General features: G+C 70.0%; 15 protein-coding genes and 7 pseudogenes. 7 read left to right on the forward strand and 15 right to left on the reverse strand.

What is annotated here, in order from left to right; translation table 11 throughout:
• Window positions 1-144: 144 nt before the first annotated feature.
• The gene (locus F3T56_RS06415) at window positions 145-588 is read left to right on the forward strand and encodes a hypothetical protein (RefSeq protein ID WP_149823703.1); all 444 of its coding nucleotides are present in this window, start codon (window positions 145-147) and stop codon (window positions 586-588) included.
• 93 nt (window positions 589-681) lie between these two features.
• On the opposite strand, the gene F3T56_RS06420 is transcribed toward F3T56_RS06415, so the two are convergent.
• A complete protein-coding gene (locus F3T56_RS06420; RefSeq protein ID WP_246203444.1) occupies window positions 682-2817 on the reverse strand; it encodes an MMPL family transporter in 2136 nt (711 codons plus the stop codon).
• A 316-nt stretch (window positions 2818-3133) separates the two neighbouring features.
• On the opposite strand from F3T56_RS06420, the gene F3T56_RS06425 reads away from it, so the two are divergent.
• The 3 genes and pseudogenes from F3T56_RS06425 to F3T56_RS49990 form a co-directional block, all read left to right on the forward strand.
• Entirely contained in the window at window positions 3134-3769 is a 636-nt protein-coding gene (locus F3T56_RS06425; protein ID WP_172638828.1) for a TetR/AcrR family transcriptional regulator, read from the forward strand.
• Between the two features lie 206 nt (window positions 3770-3975).
• Complete coding sequence (locus F3T56_RS06430; protein ID WP_149823705.1) at window positions 3976-4809, forward strand: PIG-L family deacetylase; 834 nt, start codon at window positions 3976-3978, stop codon at window positions 4807-4809.
• Window positions 4810-4880: 71 nt separating this feature from the next.
• Window positions 4881-5018: pseudogene (locus F3T56_RS49990) on the forward strand (tyrosine-type recombinase/integrase); the annotation flags it as partial.
• Window positions 5019-5099: 81 nt separating this feature from the next.
• Here F3T56_RS49990 and F3T56_RS49995 read toward each other — a convergent pair.
• The 13 genes and pseudogenes from F3T56_RS49995 to F3T56_RS50005 form a co-directional block, all read right to left on the reverse strand.
• Window positions 5100-5717, reverse strand: a pseudogene (locus F3T56_RS49995) (reverse transcriptase domain-containing protein); the annotation flags it as partial.
• A 57-nt stretch (window positions 5718-5774) separates the two neighbouring features.
• Complete coding sequence (locus tag F3T56_RS06440) at window positions 5775-6932, reverse strand: L-dopachrome tautomerase-related protein (protein WP_149823706.1); 1158 nt, start codon at window positions 6930-6932, stop codon at window positions 5775-5777.
• Window positions 6933-7227: 295 nt separating this feature from the next.
• Window positions 7228-7746 (reverse strand): nuclear transport factor 2 family protein, encoded by a 519-nt coding sequence (locus F3T56_RS06445; protein WP_149823707.1) that lies wholly within the window; start codon window positions 7744-7746, stop codon window positions 7228-7230.
• A 65-nt stretch (window positions 7747-7811) separates the two neighbouring features.
• Entirely contained in the window at window positions 7812-8624 is an 813-nt protein-coding gene (locus F3T56_RS06450; RefSeq protein ID WP_216372928.1) for an oxidoreductase, read from the reverse strand.
• Window positions 8625-9383: 759 nt separating this feature from the next.
• Window positions 9384-11033: an ATP-binding SpoIIE family protein phosphatase gene (locus F3T56_RS06460; protein ID WP_342786899.1), complete on the reverse strand. Its 1650-nt coding sequence runs from the start codon at window positions 11031-11033 to the stop codon at window positions 9384-9386.
• Between the two features lie 83 nt (window positions 11034-11116).
• The gene (locus F3T56_RS06465) at window positions 11117-12562 is read right to left on the reverse strand and encodes an aldehyde dehydrogenase (protein WP_149823709.1); all 1446 of its coding nucleotides are present in this window, start codon (window positions 12560-12562) and stop codon (window positions 11117-11119) included.
• Window positions 12559-12801, reverse strand: coding sequence for an alpha/beta fold hydrolase (locus tag F3T56_RS06470; protein WP_149823710.1), 243 nt, complete (start codon window positions 12799-12801; stop codon window positions 12559-12561). Before F3T56_RS06470 ends, F3T56_RS06465 begins: the two co-directional genes overlap by 4 nt.
• A 221-nt stretch (window positions 12802-13022) precedes the next feature.
• Window positions 13023-14126 carry an NAD(P)-dependent alcohol dehydrogenase gene (locus F3T56_RS06475; protein WP_149823711.1) on the reverse strand — a complete coding sequence of 368 codons (1104 nt, stop codon included), beginning with the start codon at window positions 14124-14126 and terminating at the stop codon, window positions 13023-13025.
• 112 nt (window positions 14127-14238) lie between these two features.
• A pseudogene (locus F3T56_RS50000) lies at window positions 14239-15866 on the reverse strand (acetyl-CoA C-acyltransferase).
• Window positions 15867-15868: 2 nt separating this feature from the next.
• Window positions 15869-16515, reverse strand: a pseudogene (locus tag F3T56_RS06485) (CoA transferase subunit B).
• A pseudogene (locus F3T56_RS06490) lies at window positions 16515-17266 on the reverse strand (CoA transferase subunit A). Before F3T56_RS06490 ends, F3T56_RS06485 begins: the two co-directional pseudogenes overlap by 1 nt.
• Window positions 17266-17511: pseudogene (locus F3T56_RS49640) on the reverse strand (muconolactone Delta-isomerase family protein); the annotation flags it as partial. The pseudogenes F3T56_RS49640 and F3T56_RS06490, both read right to left, overlap by 1 nt.
• A 9-nt stretch (window positions 17512-17520) precedes the next feature.
• Window positions 17521-17808, reverse strand: a pseudogene (locus F3T56_RS50005) (Rieske 2Fe-2S domain-containing protein); the annotation flags it as partial.
• A 495-nt stretch (window positions 17809-18303) separates the two neighbouring features.
• Here F3T56_RS50005 and F3T56_RS06500 point away from each other — a divergent pair.
• Genes F3T56_RS06500 through F3T56_RS06505 form a run of 3 tightly spaced genes read left to right on the forward strand, consistent with a single transcriptional unit; the run spans window position 18304 to window position 20467 of the window.
• Complete coding sequence (locus F3T56_RS06500; protein ID WP_149823713.1) at window positions 18304-19368, forward strand: aromatic ring-hydroxylating dioxygenase subunit alpha; 1065 nt, start codon at window positions 18304-18306, stop codon at window positions 19366-19368.
• Window positions 19365-19535 carry a hypothetical protein gene (locus tag F3T56_RS46030; protein ID WP_172638829.1) on the forward strand — a complete coding sequence of 57 codons (171 nt, stop codon included), beginning with the start codon at window positions 19365-19367 and terminating at the stop codon, window positions 19533-19535. Before F3T56_RS06500 ends, F3T56_RS46030 begins: the two co-directional genes overlap by 4 nt.
• Window positions 19532-20467 (forward strand): PDR/VanB family oxidoreductase, encoded by a 936-nt coding sequence (locus tag F3T56_RS06505; RefSeq protein ID WP_149823714.1) that lies wholly within the window; start codon window positions 19532-19534, stop codon window positions 20465-20467. Before F3T56_RS46030 ends, F3T56_RS06505 begins: the two co-directional genes overlap by 4 nt.
• On the opposite strand, the gene F3T56_RS06510 is transcribed toward F3T56_RS06505, so the two are convergent.
• A complete protein-coding gene (locus F3T56_RS06510; protein WP_149823715.1) occupies window positions 20418-21296 on the reverse strand; it encodes an IclR family transcriptional regulator domain-containing protein in 879 nt (292 codons plus the stop codon). The two genes, F3T56_RS06505 and F3T56_RS06510, sit on opposite strands and share 50 nt — an antisense overlap.
• Window positions 21297-21438: the final 142 nt, after the last annotated feature.

The raw sequence follows: 21438 nt of genomic DNA on the forward strand, positions 1-21438 counted from the left end.
CGAGTAATGGCCCCGTCTTGACTGATCCGTTCTCTCATCCAGCTCGGCGGGCTCTCCGTCGCCCGCACCCGTGAAGTGCTCGAAGCCGTCGACCGTCCACTGGATGCGTTCGAGACTCTGGGCGTCGCCCACGACGCACTGCCCGTGCCCTCCGCAGAAACGAACGGGAAGGGCGGCGCGGACAGCGAGGACGGTCCCGGAGCGGAGAGCGCCGCCGACGAGGCTGTACCGGGCGCAGCCGCCGCGAGGGTCGAGGCTCTCATCGAGAACATGGGCTGGCGGATCTCCGACGCGTCACCGCACCGCCCCGCACTCGCCGAAAGTCTCGCCGCACTGAGCCGCCTCGGCACCGACTACACGGCCGACGACCTCATCCCCTACGCACAGCTCGCCACCTCCACCGCCGATTTGGACTTCGCGCAGTTCGAGGGGATCGAGGACCGCATCGCCCTCGCCGAGCGGGCGGTGGTCCTCACCGTGCTGTTCGAGCCGGTCGTCCGGCTGCTACGGCGCCTGGCCCAGGAGGACGCGAACCACCGTCGCCATGATCGCCGTGCGTGCGGGCGGGGCGAGCATCCGGAAGAGTGAGTCCACGGCACTGCACCGCCGACAACCCCCGCTCGCAACGGCAGCGAGGGCCGAAGTGCCTCGGGTGAAGGCACTTCGGCCTCTCGGGAGGGTTCAGCCCGCGGCGACGGGGACCCGCTCGTCGGCGGTGTCGTCGGCCGGCATGTCGGTCTCCTTGATGCCGAACCGGTCGTAGAAGCGGGCCAGCGGGCCCGGAGCCCACCAGGCCGCTCTGCCCAGCAGTCTCATGACGGCCGTCCCCAGCAGGACGCGCACCACCAGCACGTCCACCAGGACCGCGAACACCATGCCGACGCCGAAGAGCTTGATGGTCAGCACATCGCTCATCCCGATCGCCGCCAGCGGCACGCACATCAGCAGCGCCGCGCTCACGACCAGGCGCCCGATGGACTGCAGCCCGGACGCCACGGCCTCCGTGCTGTCGCCCGACTTGTCGTACTGCTCCCGCATCCGGGACACCAGGAACACCTCGTAGTCCATGGAGAGTCCGAAGATCAGCGCGAACAGCATGATCGGCATGTTGGGCTCGATGTTGCCCGTCGGATCGAAGCCGAGCAGGTGGTGCAGATGGCCGTCCTGGAAGATCCAGACCAGGACCCCGAAGGTCGCGGTCAGCGACAGCAGGTTCATCGCGATGGCCTTCAGCGGCAGCAGCACCGAGCCGAACGCGAGGAACAGCAGGACGTACGTGATCACCGCGATGTAGAGCAGCATCCACGGCAGGGTCTCGCCCAGTGCGTCCAGAGTGTCGTCGTAGACCGCCGACTCACCGCCGAAGTAGGCCCGGGCGCCCGGCGGTTCAGGGACGTCCTTGAGCCGGTTCACCAGGTCGCGCGCGTGAGTCGAGATGGGATTGCCGTCGAACGTGACCGACACCCGGGCCGTGGCGCCCTCGACTCCGGTGATCCGGGCGCTCGTGGTGCCCTCGGTGGCGCCGAGCCGCTCGGCGTACGCCCTCAGCGCCGCGCCCTGCTCCTTCGAGGCCCCGTCGGACTTCAGCACGAGCAGCGAGTCGATGGACTTCACCGCGTCGCCGTCGAAGTCGTGCTCCATGCCGTTGAAGACCTGGCGGCCCTCGGAGCTGCTCGGCAGCTGCTGCGCGTTGATGGAACCGAACTCGATCTTGGAGAACGGCAGGGCGAGCGTCAGCAGCAGGCCCACCGCGCCCACCACCACGACCCATCGCCGCCGCATCAGGCCGTGCCCGAACCGGTACCAGGCGCCCTCGCCCGCCGCCGTCGGGCGCGCGGCCTTCTTGCGGCGGCGCAGTGGGAAGGCGTTGACCTTCGGTCCCATGACGGCGAGCAGCGCGGGCAGCGCGACCAGGGAGAAGAGCACCGCCAGCAGGACCGCGGCCACACCGCCGTACGACATCGACTTCAGGAATGTCGACGGGAAGAGGGTCAGGCCGGCCAGCGCCGCCGCGACCGTGGTGCCGGAGATCACCACGGTGCGCCCGGCCGTGGCGAGGGTGCGCCCGATCGCCTCTTCGCCGGAGTAGCCGGCCTCAAGTTCCTCGCGGTAGCGGCTCACGATCAGCAGGCCGTAGTCGATGGCGACCGCGAGACCCAGGATCGTGACCAGGCTCATGGAGAACACGGACACGTCGGTGATGTTCGCGATGGTCCGCAGGACGGCCATCGACCCGAGGATGGAGAGCACGCCGACGATCAGCGGGAGGAAGGCCGCGGTGAGACCGCCGAACACGACCAGCAGGAGCAGGAAGAGCACGGGGGCCGAGATGATCTCCGCGGTTCTCAGGTCGTGTTCGATCTTCTCACTCGCCTGGTGGCCGGTGGGCACCGTTCCGCCCTGCAGGGTCTGAAGGCCAGGTGCCGGGATCTTGTCCTTGACCGCCTCGTACGCGTCCTCCTTGGCCTTCTCGCTGCTGCCGTGGAGGTTCAGGGCGACGTAGGTGGCGTGCCGGTCGTAACTGACCTGCGCCGGCATCTTGGTCGCCCAGAAGTCCAGGTAGCCGGTCACCTCCGACTTCGGCAGGGATTCCAACTGCTTGACGACCGCCTGCTGGAAGGACGGGTCGTCGACGGTGCGGTCCTTGTCGCGGTAGACGATCACCGCGTCGGGTGTCCGCTGCGGGAACGCCTTCTCAGCGATGCGGGCCGCGCGCACGCTGTCCGAGCCGGGGTCCTGGAAGCCGAGCGGTGTCAGGGAGCCGAAGACTCCGGCACCGTAGGCCCCGGACAGGACGGCGAACAGCATGGTCAGCATCAGCAGAGGCTTTCGCCTGCGGTGGAGCAGACGCCCAAACCCCTCAAACATGACTTCTCCTAGATCGTTAGCCAGCGCCGGGCAGGACCGCCTGAAGGTCGGCGCCGAACGAACCGTAACAGCGTTTTTATTGCTCGACGCAACGCTGTTGCACACCTCTCATTCAGAGAGTGGTCAAGCCCCTCAGCCCTGACCTGCCCATATGCAAGAGGAGCTCGTTCGGAAGCGGCGGGTCCTGACGCGGGACGGAGCGGACGAAAACAAGCAAAGGCGATACCGGGAAGCATTCGTAACGGCGTTGTAATATGATGGGGCCATGGCCAGGCTCAAGACACATGACGAAGCACTCCGGCTCCGGCTCCTGCATCGCGCGGCCGCCACGGTCTTCGACCGCGGCACTGCCGCGCTGAGCCTGCGACAGCTCGCTGCGGACGTGAAGACCTCGACCACGGCGGTCTACTCGCTGTTCGGCAACAAGGCGGGCCTGCTCAGGAGCCTGTACGAGGAGGCGGCGCGGCTCTTCGTCGCACGCCTGGCAGCCATCCGCCCGACGGACGACCCGGCCGGCGACGTGATCCGACTTGGGCTCGTCTATCGCGAATACGCCATCGCCAACCCGCATCTCTACGCGATCCTCTTCTCCGACCGCAGCGTCCAGTGCCCGTCCGAGTCGGAGTCGGAGAGGCCGCCTGAGGCCATCGAGACCTACCGGCCCCTCGTCGACGCCGTGCGGCGCGGACAGCAGGCAGGGCAGTTCAGTTCGGAGTCCGACCCGGAGGTCATCGCGCTGTCGGTCTGGGGAACGGCCCATGGCCTGGTGTCCCTGGTGCTGTCGGGGAACGAGCCGCCAGGGCTCGCGGTCGCCGACTGCTATGAGCGGGCCCTGGGGGTATTGGTAGCGGGGTGGCGAGAGAGCAAGGGGAAGGTTCAGGGATTCGCGGACGTGCCGTGAGCCCGGAGCCGGTACCGCTTCGGGCCTGAACGTACGGTCCAGCGGGACCCTTTCGGGTCGCGACCCACGAGGTGGCAAATGAGTCCCCGCTGCCTTGGCCGGTCGGGCTTGGGGGACACTGGGCGGACTCGGCGGGCTGCGGGCGGTCACGTACCGCTGTGCCGCAGACTGGCACCGATCACTTGACCGACCAGGAGATGGATTTCATGGCTGACCGGCCTTTGACGCTGATGGCAGTGCACGCCCACCCGGACGACGAGGCTACGGGAACAGGGGGTGTCCTCGCTCGTTATGCGGCGGAGGGCATCCGCACGGTGCTCGTCACGTGTACCGACGGTGGCTGCGGTGACGGTCCGGGGGGTGCCAAGCCGGGCGACCCCGGGCATGATCCGGCTGCCGTTGCCGTGATCCGTCGAGGCGAGCTCGAAGCGAGCTGTGACGTCCTGGGGGTCGGTCATCTTGAGCTGCTCGGGTACGCCGACTCCGGGATGATGGGCTGGCCGGCCAACACCGCGCCTGGATCGTTCTGGAGTACGCCTGTGGATGAGGCAGCCGCTCGGCTGGCCGAACTGATGCTGCGGTACCAGCCTGATGTCGTCGTGACCTACGACGAGAACGGGTTCTACGGCCACCCCGATCACATACAGGCGAACCGGATCACGCTGGCAGCGCTGTCGCTGACCGGGATGGCGTCGAAGGTGTACTGGACGACGGCGCCGCGCTCGATGATGAAGGAGTTCGGGCAGATCATGCGCGAGTTCGGCGCGGAGTGGGAGGAGCCGGATCCGTCCGAGGCCGGAGAGGGGCCCGAAATCGGCCTGCCCGACGAGGAGATCACCACGTGGGTGGACACCACCGACTTCGGCAGCCAGAAGTTCGACGCACTGGCCGCGCATGCCAGCCAGGGTGAGAACATCTTCTTCCTGCGGATGGGCAAGGAGAGGTTCACACAACTCATGGGCGTGGAGACGTTCGTCCGGGTCCACGACACCACCGGCGCGCCCCTGCCCGAGAACGACCTCTTCGCCGGCCTGCGCTGAGCTGCGGTCGCGGCCGTCCCTGGGACACACGGAGAACCGCAGCCTGTACACGTCGCACCCCGAGCCTGGTCTCCCAAGAGGACGACTCCTGGCCGCACCCCGGCAAGGTCACCGACCTCTTCGAGCGGCTCGCCGCCTCCGGTCTCCCGCCCGTCCGGCCGCACGACCTCCGGCACGGTGCGGCCACCTTCATGCTCGCTGCCGACGTCGTCGGAGCCCTCTTCAAGGCGGACGACGCGCGTGCTGTCCTCGTTGAAGGCCAGTCCCCTCGGCGCCAGCCACACCGTGAGCTGCTGCTTGACCTGTCGGGCCTGTTCCTCGCTGACGCACAAAGCCACCAGATCGTCGGCATAACGGATCACCACGGGGGTGCCCGGCTCCAACCCACCGGCGTGCCTCATCCCATCAGGGAGGTACCGGCCCCCGGCGGCTTCATGCAGCCCATGCAGGGCGACGTTCAACACCGTCGGGCTGATAAGCCCGCCTTGTGGAGCCCTCGCCTCGGTCGAGGTGAGCTGTTCACGCTCGACCACGCCCGACTTCAGCCACTGCTTGATCTGTTCCCTCGGGGAATGTGCCGAGCTGACGGAGAAGATGCCCTGGTCGATGCGGTCGAACACCCCTGCCAGATCCGCGTCGAGACTCCACCGGCGGTGCGGGTTCTTGCCCCCGACCGCAGTGAAGATCGCCTCGATGGCGTCATGGCAGCCACGGTCGGGCCGAAAGCCGTACGACTTCGACTCGAACCGTGCCTCCGACTCGGGTGCCGGCGCGTTGAGGGCGTCGAGTTGCACGGGGACAACGGTCTGACCGATATCGACCGCATCGCCGCGCACTGCACCGGCAAGCCCTGCCCCGACCGGTTCCGCGCCCGGGGCAGCGCCCGGGCCGGGGGGTGCCCGCTGCACGGCTGGGGTGCGCTCTGATCCAGCGACCAGGCGGCCGCCTGACGCGGGCCGGAGAGGTCACACGAGCCTGACCGGCCCGGCGTCGATCGGCAGTCGGACCAGGAGATAGGGCTTGCGGCGCAGGTCCTTGCCCTCGTGGAAGGGCGACAGCCGGTTGAGCTGGTTGGCGATGGCGTACAGGTGCCGGTCCGAGGCGACGGACAGGGTGTCGACCCAGAGCAGTTCGCGTCCCTGAGCGAGGGTCCGGTAGGTGCCGTTCGGGCTCCTGCGCCAGATCGCGTTATGTTCCAGGTCGCCGCCGTAGAGCCGCCCCTTGTCGTCGCTCTCCAGGCCGTCGGCCATCGGCTTGAACCCGAGGTCCTCGACCGTCGCCGCCACCTCGGCGTCCGTGGCGTCCGGGTCGGCGAGGGCGTCGGTGGACACGCTGTGCAGTCGGCGGCTGGACAGCGGGTAGTAGTAGAGGCGCGTGCCGTCGGCGCTGAGAGCGATGCCGTCGGAGCCGGTCTCGTAGTACGTGGGCTCGCCGCCCGCGGGGCGGACCATGAAGGGCTGGCCCTCGATGACGGGAAGGAACTGCTTGTCCGGGAGTGCCGAGGAGTGCCCGGTCAGTCGCCGCCAGGAGCGGCCCATGGCGAGGTCGACCACGATGATGCCGTTGGAGCCGCCCGAGTCGGTGATGAAGGCCATGCCCTCGGCGCCGCGCCGCAGGTCGAAGCGCACGTCGTTGGGGTAGCCGTTCGCCGGCACCACCTCGGGCGGAAAGAGGATCTTCCATACGATCCGGTCGGTGCGCAGGTCGACCGCCACGAGCTTGGGACCGCCGTAGGAGGACCCGGCGAACCCCGGGCTTCCGGTGTCGAGGATCCACAGCCGGTCGGCCGGGTCGACGACGACGCTCTGCACCGACTGGAAGTGCCCGGCCAGGTCTGAGGCATCCTGCCGGTTCACCTCGGCGTCGGGGTAGGCCACCGGCTTCCCGCCCCGCAGTTCGGCGACGGTGAACGGGACATCGTCGCCCCAGCGGGGAAAGTTGACGAAGACCCGGCCGCGGCGCGAGACGGTGACACCCGTCGGCATCGCGCCCCAGAAGCGGGCAACGACCTCGTAGTGACCGGCTGTTGAACCGGAGGGGGAGGCGGAGGCGTAGTCGGGTCCGGCGAGTTGGGTGGCGGCCAGCGACGCGGTGGTCGCTGTAAGGAACGTACGTCGCTTCATGGGCGCGTCTCCTGTTGGGTCAAGTTGCTGGAAAGCGCGGCGAGTTGCCGCATCACATCGGCGCGTTGGGGGGGGATTGGCCGAACGTTGCCGTGGCCGGTGGAGGACGGTGCCTCCAGCAGCCGCTCTCGGGAGTCGGCTTCGCCCGTGTGGTCAGGGCGAGCCGGAGCCCACCTGGACGGCAGGTACCTCGTGCGTTCCTGCGACCTGAAGCTGTCCGCCGGGGACATCGCCTACGGCTGCCGCCAACTCCTGGAAGGGGAACGGGGCCGAACGGCCAGTGGACCTGGTGCTCTCAGGTCCACCGGGCTGCCGGCCGGGTCTTCGCGACCATGCTGCGGTCCCCGAAGGTGACCATCGCGTGCACGGGTATGGTGCTGGCGCGCATGAGCGCCGCGAGGCCCCGGCGGCCCTGTTGGCGGGCGAGCTCCGGCCCCAGGGTGGTCATCAGGGCGGTGAGGGCCGGCATCGGACGCCCGAAGAGCGTGATCTCCTTGATCTTTGCCTCGTCGTCGAGCCGCAGCAACTGCACCTCCTCGAACGACTGGGACCCCACCCGCGCCCGGTAGACCAGCGCGTACGCGTCGCCCTCGCCGGTCTGGGTGTGGTAGCGGACGTCCTTGACCGCCGTGAACGCCGAGGTCAGGAAGTCACGCAGCTGGTCAGATCCCTCGAACCGGAACTGCTCGGTGAGCGGCGAGCTGAGCACGACGTCCCGGCTCAGGCAGGCGACCGCGGCGTCGACGTCACCGCGTTCCTCGGCGGAGCGCCATCTCGCGACGGTAGCGGCAGCGGAGTGCAGGGTCTCGGACATGGGTCTCTCCCGGTATCAACGGCGCGAACGGGTTTGTGGGTGGCGGAGTGCGCGGGTGGGGGGTGTCAGCCGGTGAGCTTGTTCATCGTGCGGATCTGCTTGTCCAGGACCCAGGCGGGAACGAAGCGGAGCATGCGTGCGCGTCCGGCCATGGGTCCGGCGGCGTAGCGCAGTTTCGGCTTGGTGTCGGTCGCTGCCGTGACGATCGCCTTGGCGACCACGGCCGGGTCGTCACCGCTCTTGATCGCCTCCGCCATCAGGCGGTCGAAGACGTGCCGCTGGTCGGCGTAGACCTGCAGGGGGGTGTCGGGCTTGGCGCTGTTGGCCTCGAATCCGGTGTTGGTGTAGGCGGGTTCGACCAGGAGCGAGCGGACGCCGTACTGCCGGACCTCGTGGTCCAGGGACTGGGAGTAGCCCTCGATGGCGTGCTTGGACGCGCCGTAGACGGCCATGTAGGGAGCGGGGATGAAACCCTGGACGGACGAGAGGTTGATGATGCGGCCGCGCCCCCGGGCGCGCATGTGCGGCAGGACCTCCTTCACCATGCGCATGACCCCGAAGACGTTGATGTCGAAGACGCCCTGGGCCTGCGCGAGGGAGGTTTCCTCGGCCGCGCCGATCGAGCCGATGCCGGCGTTGTTGACCAGGACGTCGATCCGCCCGAACCGCTCGATCACCTGCTGGACCACAGCGGTGACCGATTTGTCACTGACCACGTCGAGGTCGAAGAACGTCACACCCCGGAGCGGGGCGACGCGCGAGGTGTCGCGGCCCGTGCCGGCCACCTCGAAACCCGCCGCGACCAGCGCGAGCGCGGTCTGCTTGCCGATGCCGGAGGAGGCACCCGTCACGAGGGCCACCGGCCGATTTGTCGTCATCATGCACTCCCGAACACCAGAAGGAAACCGATCGGTTTCACCTTGCCTCACTGTAAACCGATCGGTTTCCAGTCCGCAAGCACAAACAGCGAACCGATCCCTCGCCGCGCCACCGGCCGACTTCAGGTTGAGTTGACCGGCGCCCGCCAACATGGCGGCACGGGCTGGGTGAGCAGGCAGGAGAGACGCGGGAGCGTCATCCCCGCGCTGAGATCGCCGAGTTCGCGCTCACCGGCCACTGCGGCACCTCCACCCAGGCGATTGCCAAGCGTGTTGGTGTCCCGCAGCCGCACCTCTTCCGACTCTTCCGGGCGAGAAGGCGATCGCCGCCACCGCCTTGACGCGGAACACGGAAGGCGCCCGCCTGGCGTTCGAGAGCGTGACCAAAGGGATGAGGGGCACGAGCGGGCCTCCCCGCGCCATGTGCAGCCCAATGGCGATCGGTTACACGCGGCCGATCTCGGCACACCCCGAAATGAACCGCCCCGGCTCGAATGGTGCTCGCCGACCGCGCCCTCCTGGGCGCCGGCCCACGAGTGACGACGCCGCCAGGCGCCCGCCCGGCGGTGACTTGCCGCCGACCCAACTCACCGCCAACCGGGCGCGCTCCGCGGCGCGGGCACCGGGGGTACGGCCCGAATCGAACGTCGTCGATCGCCGCCGCCATCCTTGCCCCTGGAGCGGCAACGCTGAAACAGCTCGCGCCACCGCGCAGCCGACTCGACCATTCCGGCTCGACGCTTCTGACGTGAGCGTGGCCTAGGTGGCCGGCAGAAGTTGTTCAGCCCATATCGTCTTTCCGGTTCCGGTGTGGCGGCTGCCCCACCGCTCGGTCAGCTGGGCCACGATCATCAGGCCCCGGCCGCCCTCGTCGAAGACGCGGGCCCGGCGCAGATGGGGGGCGGCACTGCCGGCGTCGGAGACCTCGCAGATGAGGGAGGTGTCGTGGATCAGCCGCAGGCGGACAGGCGGGCCGCCGTAGCGGATGGCGTTGGTGACCAGTTCGCTGACGACGAGTTCGGTGGTGAAGGCGACGTCGGCGTCCAGGTTCCATGCGAACAGTTGGGCACAGGCCAGTTCGCGGGCGCGGGCGACAACCGCGGGGTCGGCGGGCAGATCCCACGTGGCGACCCGGTCGGGGCCCAGGGTCCGGGTCCGGGCCAGCAGGAGAGCGGCGTCGTCGGTGCGGGGGTCGGTCAGCAGGCTCCGCACCACCGTTTTGCACGTCTCCTCCAGGGGACGGCTGGGGACGGCGAGGGCGTCACGGAGCAGGGCGTAGCCGGCGTCGGGATCACGTCCTCCGGCCTCGATGAGACCGTCGGTGCACAGGGCGAGGACGCTGCTCTCCGGCAGGTCGAACTCCGCGACCTCGAAGGGCAGCCCGCCGAGCCCCAGCGGAGGTCCGGCCGGCACGTCCAGCAGGCCGACCTTGCCGTCCGGGGTGGCCAGGAGGGGCGGGGGATGGCCTGCCCTGGCCATGGAGCAGCGGCTAGAGACAGGGTCGTACACGGCGTACAGGCAGGTGGCCCCGACCTCGCCTACCTCCTCCGCGGCCGGATCGGTGCCGTCGTCCACCGAGTCCTCGCGGTCCATACGCAGGACGAAATCGTCGAGTTGGGTGAGCAGTTCGTCGGGCGCCAGATCCACGTCGGCGAGGGTGCGCACGGCGGTGCGCAGCCGTCCCATGGTGGCGGAGGCGCGGATGCCGTGGCCGACCACGTCGCCCACGACCAGGGCCACCCTGGCGCCGGAGAGCGGGATGACGTCGAACCAGTCGCCGCCGATGCCGGCCCGGGCATGGGCGGGCAGGTAGCGGGAGGCCACCTCCACCGCGGCCTGCCGGGGCGCGCGGCGCGGCAGGAGGCTGCGCCGCAGGGCGAGCGCTATGGCGCGTTCTCGGGTGTAGCGGCGGGAGTTGTCCACGCACAGGGCTGCCCGGGCCGCCAGTTCCTCGACCAGGTTCACGTCGTCCTGGTCGAAGGGATCCACGGCACGGTGCCGGGCGAGGATCGCCAGGCCCAGGGTGACGCCGCGCGCCCGCAGCGGCGCCAGCATCATCGAGTGCATCCCGTGGGTCTCGATACTGCGGGCGCGTTCGGGGGAGCCGGCGGCCCACCAGTGCAAGGTGTCGGCGTCTATCCGGTGCCGCGTCACCCGCCCGACGGCCAGGGCGCACCCCACGGGCGAGTCCACCGGGTAGGTGTGTGTCCGGCCGAGCGGAACCACCGTCTCGGGGCAGCCCGCGAGCACGGACCGCTGGGCGGCCCGGTTGAAGACCAGGATGTCGCCCGGCGGGGCCTCGTCCGTGTCCGCCCCCCTGGAGTGCGCTGTCCAGCAGATCCACGACGACGAAGTCGGCGACGTGCGGACCCGTCCACGGCTGTGCTCCCAGCTTGCTCCCTCCGTCACGCCCTCACAACCGTGCGAAGGCACTGCTGCCCGAGCACCGAGGTGCCCGGGCAGCAGTGCCGGCGGGTCGCAGACAGAGCGGGTCACAGATAGACGGTCTGCGTCTGCTGGTAGCCGGCCAGGCCCTCCGGCCCCAGCTCGCGGCCCAGGCCGCTCGCCTTGACGCCACCGAACGGGGCGGCCGGGTCGGGGATGTAGCGGTTGACGCCGATGGTGCCGGTGCGCACCCGGTGGGCGACGGCCGCGCCCCGCTCCGGGTCCGACGTCCACACCGTGCCGCCGAGGCCGAAGTCGGAGTCGTTGGCGAGGCGGACGGCGTCGTCGACGTCGTCGTACGGGATCAGGGACAGCACCGGGCCGAAGATCTCCTCCTGGGCGATGACGGAGGAGTTGTCGACGTCGGCGAAGACCGTCGGCTGCACGAACCAGCCCCGCTCCAGGCCGTCGGGACGGGCCCCGCCGGTGGTGAGGCGGGCGCCCTCGGCGCGTCCCTTGGCGATGTACGACTCCACGCGCTCGCACTGGCGGGCGGTGGCCATCGGGCCGATCTGGGTCGTGCGGTCGCTCGCGTCGCCGACGGTCAGGGAGCCGGCGAACGCGGTGAAGGCGTCGACGACCTCGGCGTAGCGGCTGCGCGGGGCCAGTACGCGGGTGCCGAGGAAGCAGGTCTGGCCGTTGTTGAGGAGGGTGGCGCCGAACAGCCCCTCACCGATCCTGGACAGGTCGAGGTCGGCGTCGTCGAGGACGATCGCCGCCGACTTGCCGCCGAGTTCGAGGGTGACCGGGCGCAGCAGCCGGCCGCAGGTCTCGGCGATGGCCCGGCCGGCGGCCGTGGAGCCGGTGAAGGCCACCTTGTCGACGGCCGGGTGGGAGACCAGGTAGGCGCCGACCTCGCGCCCGGCCGGAACGATGTTGATCACGCCGGCCGGGACGCCGGCCTCCTCGATCGCCTCGGCCAGCAGGTAGGAGTCCAGGACGGTCTCCGGGGACGGCTTGATGACCAGGGTGCAGCCGGTCGCCATCGCGGGCGCGATCTTGAACATGGTCAGGGCCTGCGGGAAGTTCCACGGCACGATGGCCGCGACCACGCCCACCGGCAGCTTGCGGACCTCGATCGAACCGCCGAACAGGCCGTCCCGCGTCTCCGTCACCGACAGCCCCCGGGCCTGCGCCGCGTAGAAGCGCAGCACGGCGCTCGGGTAGCCGGCCTCCAGCTGGCGGGCGACGGCGACCGGCATGCCGTTCTGGGCGGCGACTCGCTCGATGAATCCGTCGGCGCGCTTGTCGATGGCGTCGGCGAGGCGGTCCATCACTTCGGCGCGCCGCGCGGGCTCCCAAGTCGCCCAGCCTGCCGGGTCGTCGAAGGCGGCGCGGGCGGCGGCGACGGCACGGTCGATGTCGGCCTCGCTGCCTTCGGGCACCTGCCCGAGCGGCTCCTCGGTGCTGGCGTTGACGGGGACGATCGTCCGGCCGGTGGCGGGGCGGGCCCACTCGCCGCCGATGTAGAGGGTGTCGTAGCGCAGGTTCACTGGTCGGCTCCAAGGGGGCTCGGGCGGGTGGTGGCGCGGCACACGGCCATGGCGAAGGCGTCCGGCGCGTCGGCGTGCACGAGGTGGCCGGCGCCGGGGATCACCTCGCTGCGGATCGCGGGCACGGCCCGCACCATCCGCCGGTGCAGGGTGTGGAAGAAGGGGTGGCTGTTCTCGCCGATCAAGAAGGTGATCGGGACGCGGACGCCGCAGATCCGGCGCATCGGCGTCCGCGACATGGCGGCGGTGGCCGCGCACCGGAGAGTGCGCGGAGGCGCCGTAACCACGGCGGTCGTAGGCGATGACCCGGTGGCCGGTCGCCGCCAGGTCGCCGGTGGTCCGGCCCCAGGTGGCGGCCTGCGCACCGCTGCCGTGGATCAGGAGCAGCGGCTCGCCCGAGCCGTACTCCTCATACGCCGGCTCGGCACCCTCGTACGAGAGGAACATTCCTGTCCGCCGCTCAGCCAAAGGTGAGGACGGGCTTGAGGGTGGTGCCCTTCTCGGAGTCCTCGACGGCGTCGTTGATGTCCTCGAAGGCGTACGTCTTGATCAGCTTGTCGAAGGGGAAGCGGCCCTGCCGGTACAGGTCGACGAGCTTGGGGATGAACAGCTGCGGCACGCTGTCGCCCTCGACGATGCCGCGCACGGTGCGGCCGAAGAGCAGGGAGGACATGTCGAGGGAGACCTCGGTGCCGAGTGCGGCGGCGCCGATCAGGCCGCAGATGCCGCCCTGGTTGAGGGCGTCCGCCGCCTGCCGCAGCATGGCCGGGACCGCGGTGGTCTCGACCGTGAAGTCGAGGCCGAGGCCGCCGGTGAGGTCGCGGAGCGCGGCCACCGTGTCGCCCGCCGCGCCGTTGATGACGTGGGTGGCGCCGACCTCCTTGGCCAGCTCCAGGCGCTGGTCGTGGAGGTCGACGGCGACGATGGTGGTGCAGCCCGCGACGACGGCGCCCATGACGGCGCTCAGGCCGACCGAGCCGGCGCCGAACACCGCGATGCTGCTGCCGGCCGGCGGCTTGAGCGAGTTCAGGACGCCGCCGGCGCCGGTCTGGATGCCGCAGCCGAGCGGGCCGAGCAGTTCCAGAGGTGCGGCCGGGTCGACCTTGACCACATTGCGCTCGGTGGCGAGGGCGTAGTTCGCGAAGGCGGACTGGCCGAAGAACACGCCGTGCACGCCGTCGCCCGACTCGCGGTGCAGCGGCGTGCTGCCGTCCAGCCGGGAGCCGGCGAAGTTGCAGGCGAAGAACTGGTCGCAGTAGGCGGGGCGGCCCTGCAGACACGTACGGCAGCTCCCGCAGGACTGGAACGTGAGAACGACGTGGTCGCCGGGGGCGACCGAGGTCACGCCGTCACCGACGGCCTCCACGACGCCGGCGCCCTCGTGGCCGAGGACGGCCGGCAGGGGTACCGGGTACCACTGGTCGCGGACGATCAGGTCGGTGTGGCAGACCCCGGAGCTCACCATCTTGACGACGACCTCGCCGGGGCGCGGGTCGTCCAGGTCGAGCGGGGTGAGGGTGAAGGGAGCGCCCTTGGTCTCGGTCAGCGCGGCGGTGATCTGCATGTTGCGGCTCCTTTGCCAGTGGGTTGCTGACCGGAAAACTAGGGCGGCTCCCACCCTCTCAACTGTTCAATTCGTGGACACTTCGATCAGGGCACGCGTCCGGTTGCCGTGATCAGCCCAGGCCGACTTCGTTGCAGCCTTCAGGAGTGGTTCCGCCGTTCAGCCGGACGACGAGCCACTCCACACCGCGCGGGGGGCCGAGGACGATGCCGGGAACATGGTCGACCCCGGAGAGCGCCTCGAACTGGACGGACTGCCCTCGTGCGCACCAGTCGTGGTAGAGCCTGGAGCCCTGGCTGAAGGGGACGAGCGTGTCCGATGTGCCGTGGTAGACGTAGGCCGGTGCGGCGGGCTTGCGCGTGCCGAGCCTCGACTCCGCGAAGCGCTTCTGCCAGCGGGGATCGGCGAGGACGTCGGGCTGGGTGACGTCGCCGGTGGTGAGGGTGCCGAACGTCAGGTAGTCCTCGAAGACACAGCTGTTCTCGACACGCTCCACGGCTTGCTCGCCCTCGGGCGTGAGCCGGGCCGCGAGGCCCAGTTCCGGATGGGCGTGATCGAGCCCGACGAGTGCGGCCACGGCGAAGCCGGCGCCCGCGGTGGGGTTGCCGTTGAGGTGGTTGACCTCGGTCAGCATGTCGGTCGGGACACCGCCCGCGAGCACGCCCTTGAGCCTGAGCTCGGGAGCGTAGTCGCCGAGGAGTTCGGCCGCCCAGCCCGCTGCCTGGCCACCCTGCGAGTAGCCCGAGATCCCGACCGGCGACCGCTCGGAAACGCCGGAGCCGTCGATGCGCTGAGCGGCCCGCAGCGCGTCCAGTACCGCGTACCCCTCGGGGCGCCCGACGAGGTACGACGGCAGCCCGGGCGTGCCCTGCGCGGAGACACCGGTTGCCGAGACGCGGGCCAGCGGTTCGCGGCCGGTGGCCTTCAGCCCCTCCTCGTCGACGAGGAGCAGGGCGGCGGCGCCGTCGTTCAGGGGGGAGGCGTTTCCCGCGGTCACCGTTCCCCCGGAGGTGCGGAAGGACGGCTTCAGCTTGGCCATGGCGCTCAGCGACGCATCCGGTCGTACGCACTCGTCGGCGGCGAAGACGAGCGGCTCGCCCTTGCGCTGTGGGACGGACACCGGCAGGAGCTCGGCGTCGAACAGGCCGGCCTCCTGGGCACGTGCGGCCTTCTGGTGGCTGGCGAGCGCGAACTCGTCCTGTTGCTCACGGCTGTTCTTGTGCTTCTCGGCGATCAGCTCCGCGCTCTCGCCGAGCGGGACGGTCCACTGCGGGTCCTTCTTCGGGTTGACCATGCGCCAGCCGAGGGTGGTGGAGTACAGCTCGGCGTGCCCGGCCGGGAACGGCCTGTCGGACTTGGGCAGCACATAGGCGCCCGCGTCATGGACTCCACACCGCCGGCCACGGCGATGGAGGCGTCGCCGACCGCGATGGCGCGGGCGGCCTGGATGACCGCCTCCAGGCCGGAGGCGCACAGCCGGTTGACCGTCACGCCGGGCACCGAGGTCGGCAGGCCGGCGAGCAGGGCGGCCATGCGGGCGACGTTACGGTTCTCCTCGCCGGCGCCGTTGGCGTTGCCGAGGTACACGTCCTCGATCCGGTCCGGGGCCAAGTCGGGTGTACGGGCGAGGAGTTCGCGGATGGCGTGGGCGGCCAGGTCGTCCGGGCGGACGGAGGCGAGCGCGCCGTTGTAGCGGCCGACCGGAGTGCGGACCGCGTCGACGATGTAGACGTCCCGCAGTGTCATGACGAGATCTCCTCGGTGATGCGGATCTTGGCGTCGGTCCTGGCCACGATGTCGTCGACGCTCACCCCGGGCGCGGTCTCGACGAGTACCAAGCCGTCGTCGGTGACGTCCAGGACGCCGAGGTCGGTGATGATCCGGTTCACACACGCCTTGCCGTGAGCGGCAGCACGCGCTGAGTGAGGATCTTGGGCGAGCCGTCCTTGGCGGTGTGAGTCATCACCACGATGACGGTGCGGGCGCCGTGGACGAGGTCCATCGCCCCACCGATCCCGGTGACCAGCTTCCCCGGGATCGCCCAGTTCGCCAGGTCGCCCTTCTCCGACACCTGCATGGCGCCGAGCACGGCGACGTCTATGTGACCGCCGCGGATCATCGAGAAGGACAGCGCCGAGTCGAAGAAGGAGGCGCCCGGCAGGACGGTGACCGTCTCCTTGCCCGCGTTGATCAGGTCCGGGTCGACCTGCTCCTCCGTCGGATACGGACCGGTGCCGAGGATGCCGTTCTCCGACTCCAGGACCACCTCGACGCCGGGCGGGAGGTGGTTCGGGATCAGTGTCGGCAGACCGATGCCGAGGTTGACGTACTGCCCGTCCCGCAGTTCGCGCGCGGCCCGGGCGGCCATCTGTTCGCGTGTCCAGGCCATCAGCCGCTCACCGTCCGCTGCTCGATCTTCTTGTCGGCCGCCTGCTCGGGCGTCAGCGCGAGAACGCGCTGCACGAAGATGCCCGGCAGGTGCACCGCGTCCGGGTCGATCTCGCCGGGCTCCACCAGCTCCTCGACCTCGGCGATCGTCACCTTGCCGGCCATCGCCGCGAGGGGGTTGAAGTTGCGGGTGGACATGTTGAAGACGAGGTTGCCGTGCCGGTCGCCCCTCGCCGCCCGCACCAGCGCGAAGCCGGTGCGGATACCGCGCTCCAGCACGTACTCGGTGCCGTCGAACTCCCGCACCTCCTTCGGCGGCGAGGCGAGCGCGACGCCGCCCTCACCGTCGTACCGCCACGGCAGTCCGCCCTCGGCGACCTGGGTGCCCACCCCGGCCGGGGTGTAGAAGGCGGGGATGCCGGCCCCGCCCGCGCGCAGCCGCTCGGCCAGCGTGCCCTGCGGGATCAGCTCGGCTTCCAGCTCGCCGGCCAGGTACTGCCGGGCGACTTGTTCGCCCCGATGTAGGAACCGGTCACCCGGGCGATCCGGCCGGCGGCCAGCAGCACCGCCAGGCCGGAGTCCATCGCCCCGCAGTTGTTGGACACCACCGACAGCCCGGCCACACCCCGCTCGTACAGGGCCTGGATCAGCACGTTCGGCACCCCGCTGAGCCCGAAGCCGCCGACGGCGAGCGACGCGCCGTCCGGCACGTCGGCCACCGCCTCGGCCGCCGTGGCGATCACCTTGTCCATCACGCCACGACCTCCCCGGCGGCCAGATCGGACGGATGCTGAGCCAGCGGCGTCACGTCGAGCGTCAGGTAGGGAAAGAGGGGGAGGTTCCACAGGATCCGGTGCAGCGCCTCGTTGTCGGCGACGTCGAAGACGCTGATGTTGGCGTATTCGCCGACGCACCGCCAGATGTGCACCCACTCCCCCGACTTCTGCAGCTCCTGGCAGTACGCCTTCTCACGCGCCACCAGGTCCCCGCGGACCTCGGGGTCGAGGTTGCGGCGCTTGCCGCCGTCGAGCTCGCAGGCCTGGTCCAGGCAGTGGCCCTGCACGTCGAACTTCCAGCCGTGGTAGCAGCAGCGGATGCCGTCCTCCTCGATACGGCCGAAGAAGAGGCTGCTGCCGCGGTGCGAGCACCGCTCGAAGACGACGCCGGGGTGCCCCTGGCCGTCCCGGAAGACGATCAGGTCCTCGCCCAGGATGCGGGCGCGGTGTGGGACGTCGCTGGTCAGGGCGGTGGAGCTGGCGATCGGCTGCCAGTAGCGCCGCAGCGCCTCGCCCATCGGCGTGCCCGGGCCGACCTCGGTCAGGCGGGCTTCGTGGGAGGAGGGGACCTGCGATGACCCAGCCAGGTACGCCAAGACGGGCCAATTCGACCCGGATTCGACCCGGATTCGACCCAGCACGGCCTTGTGACAGCACTGACCAGCGTTGAACTGCGAGAATCCAGGTTCTGCCGGTGTACCGCTCAAGAACCGGCAAGAAATTGGTGCGTTCATCAACAATAGTTACTCTTTCGGACAATCGCGGCAGTGCCGCGATCAGACGTGTTCGCCGCATCCATCAGCGGCCGCCTCAGGAGTGATCCACCCAGCGGCGCTACTCCGCAGCCCCTGCCAGTGCTGAGCAAGGCACATGACAAGGCCCTGACCAGCTCTTTCGCAGAGACGCTTCCGCCTGGCAGAAGCCGCCTTGCGTGGCAACCCCAGCCGTCAGGACCCTGATCCCAACCACGGCACGCGGGGCGATGACGCCCCGCCGACAGGGACGGGAACCCCATGCCTCACACCACCGCCTTCGCCAGGAACCAGTGGTACGTCGCCGCCTACGCCCATGAGGTCGGGCGGGAACTGCTCGGCCGGACGATTCTGGGTGAGCCGCTCGTCTTCTATCGGACGGAGGAGGACGGGACGCCCGTCGCGCTGCACGACCGGTGTGTGCACCGCCGGTACCCGCTGTCGAAGAGCGGGCTCGACGGGGACCGGATCGTGTGCGGGTACCACGGGTTCACGTACGACACGACGGGCGCGTGTGTGTACGTGCCGGGGCAGAGGCGGATTCCGCGAACGGCGCGGGTCGCCTCGTACCCGGTGGTCGAGCAGGACGCGCTGATCTGGGTGTGGATCGGCGACCCGGCCCTCTCCGACCCGCAGACGATCCCGCGCGCCAAGCACCTGGACTCCCCCGGCTGGGTCACCGTGCGCGGCATGGAGCCGATCGACGCCGACTACGGGCTCCTCGTCGACAACCTGCTCGACCTCTCCCACGAGACGTACCTGCACGGCGGATACATCGGAACCCCCGAGGTCGCCGAGACGCCGATCACGACGGAGGTCGACGAGGGGGCCGGGATCGTGCGGGTCAGCCGGCACATGGACGACGCCGAGTGCCCGCCCTTCTACGCCAAGTCCACCGGCATAGAGGGCCGGATCACCCGCTGGCAGGACATCGAGTACCACGCGCCCTGTCTGTATCTGCTGCACAGCCGGATCGCGCCCGTCGGCGTGCTGCCCGAGGCCGACGGCAGCGACCCGAACGGCTTCCACACCGAGATCACGTACGCCATCACGCCCTCCTCGGACGGCAAGGTGTACGACTTCTGGATGGTCTCGCGCGACTGGGCGACCGAGGACGACGAGGTCACCGAGTTCCTCAGGGGCAACAACCACACGGTCGTCATGCAGGACGTCGACGCGCTCAACCTCCTCCAGGAGACGCTCGGCACCGAGCGCACCGGCTACCAGGAGCTGAGCATCAACATCGACACCGGCGGTCTCGCCGCCCGCCGTATCCTCGCCCGGCTCATCGAGGAGGGCGAGAAGCCCATGGAGAAGGTCCAGTGACGTCACCGACCGGAGAGGTCTACCGCATCGACTGGCTGCCGGGCACCGACATCCTGCACGGCACATGTCACTGCGGGCGTGAGCACACCGCGCAGGACCCGATCGAGATGTGGGAGTGGATGCTCGCCCATCCGCAGGGACACGAGCCACAAGGAAACACCTCATGACCGTGTACGAAGCCGAACTCGTCGTCGAGGGCCGGGAGTTCGCGGCCGACGGCGTGCTCGCCCTCACCCTCCGCCACCCGCTGGGCGAGGAACTCCCGGCCTGGGAGCCGGGCGCGCACATCGATGTGCTGCTGGGGCCCGAGCTGGAGCGGCAGTACTCCCTGTGCGGCGACCCGGCGGACCGGCACAGCTGGCGCATCGGGGTCCTGCGGGAACCGGAGGGGCGCGGCGGATCCGCCTATGTGCACGCCGAGTTGAAGCCGGGCGACAAGGTCCGGGTGCGCGGGCCGCGCAACAACTTCGCTCTGGAGCCGGCGCCCCGCTACCGGTTCGTGGCCGGCGGCATCGGCATCACGCCCATCCTGCCGATGCTGGCGGCGGCCGAGGCAGCGGGCGCCGAGTGGTTCCTGCTGTACGGCGGGCGCAGTCGGCAGTCCATGGCGTTCCAGGAGGAGTTGGGGGCGTACGGGGACAAGGTCACGGTCGCTCCGCAGGACGAGACGGGGCTGCTCGACCTGGGTTCGGTCCTCGACGACCTCCCCGAGGGCACCCTCGTCTACTGCTGCGGTCCGGGTCCGCTGCTCGACGCGGTCGAGGAGCGGTGCCCCGGGCGGGCGCTACGGGTGGAGCGGTTCCAGCCGAAGGAGCAACAGACCGGCCCGGACAGTGAGTTCGAGGTCGTACTGGAGCGGACCGGCAAGACCCTGACCGTGCCCGTCGGTGTCTCCGTGCTCGACACCGTGCGGTCCGCCGGGGTCGAGGTGCTCTACTCCTGCGCCGAGGGCACCTGCGGGACGTGTGAGACGGACGTCCTCGACGGCACCCCCGACCACCGGGACTCGGTGCTCAGCGACGAGGAGCGCGAGGCCGGGGAGACCATGCTCATCTGTGTGTCCCGGTGCCGGGGCGCCCGACTCGTGCTCGACCTGTAGCGGCGTCGGGCGGCACGGCCGGCGTCCGGCCCCCTGCCGTCCCGGCGACACCCAGGTCGGCCTCGATTCTGGCCACCGCGGCCAGGAGATGGGGAAGCAGGTCGCGGCGTACCGACTCCACGGAGTTGCGGCCGGCGTGGACGGGGATGTTCACGGCGGCCACCACCTCGCCGTCCCGGTCCCGCACCGGGGCGGCGACGGACCTGAGCCCCTCCTCCAGTTCCTGGTCGACGATGGCGTACCCCTGCCGTCGTACGCGGCGCAGTTCGGCCCGCAACTGGTCCGGTGACACGACGGTGCGGCGAGTGAAGGGCTTGAGGTCGGCGTGGGCAAGCCGGGCGTCGATCTCGTCGTCCGGCAGATGCGCGAGGATCACCCGGCCGACCGAGGTGACATGGGCCGGGAAGCGGGTGCCCACGTTGATCGTCGCGGTCATGATGCGGCTGGTGGGGACCCTCGCCACGTACACGATGTCGTCGCCGTCGAGGACGCACAGCGAGGACGACTCCCCCACCTGCGCGACCAGCCGCTCCAGGTGCGGCTCGGCGAGGTCGGACAGGGTGAAGCTCGACAGGTACGCGTAGCCGAGTTCGAGCACGCGCGGGGTCAGCCGGAACAGACGGCCGTCGGTGTGGACGTACCCGAGGTCGACAAGGGTCAGCAGGAAGCGGCGGGCGGCCGCCCTGGTCAGCTCGCAGGTGCGGGCGACCTCGCTCAGCGTCAGCGAGGGATGCTCGGCGTCGAAGGCGCGGAGCACCGCGAGGCCCCGCTCGAAGGACCGGACGAAATGCGGTTCGCGGGCTCCACCGAACCGGGCTCGATCTGGCATCGTCGCCTCCACGAGGACGCACAAGCACGCACGAGGACGCACGAAGACGCACCCTGAAAATGCGCGCTCTGTACGCACGGAAATGCTCTGTACGCATGAAAATGCGCTCTGTACGCACGGAAGTGCGCTCTGCGCACGCTAG

This window comes from Streptomyces tailanensis (genome assembly GCF_008386495.1).
GTDB classification, from domain to species: domain Bacteria; phylum Actinomycetota; class Actinomycetes; order Streptomycetales; family Streptomycetaceae; genus Streptomyces; species Streptomyces tailanensis.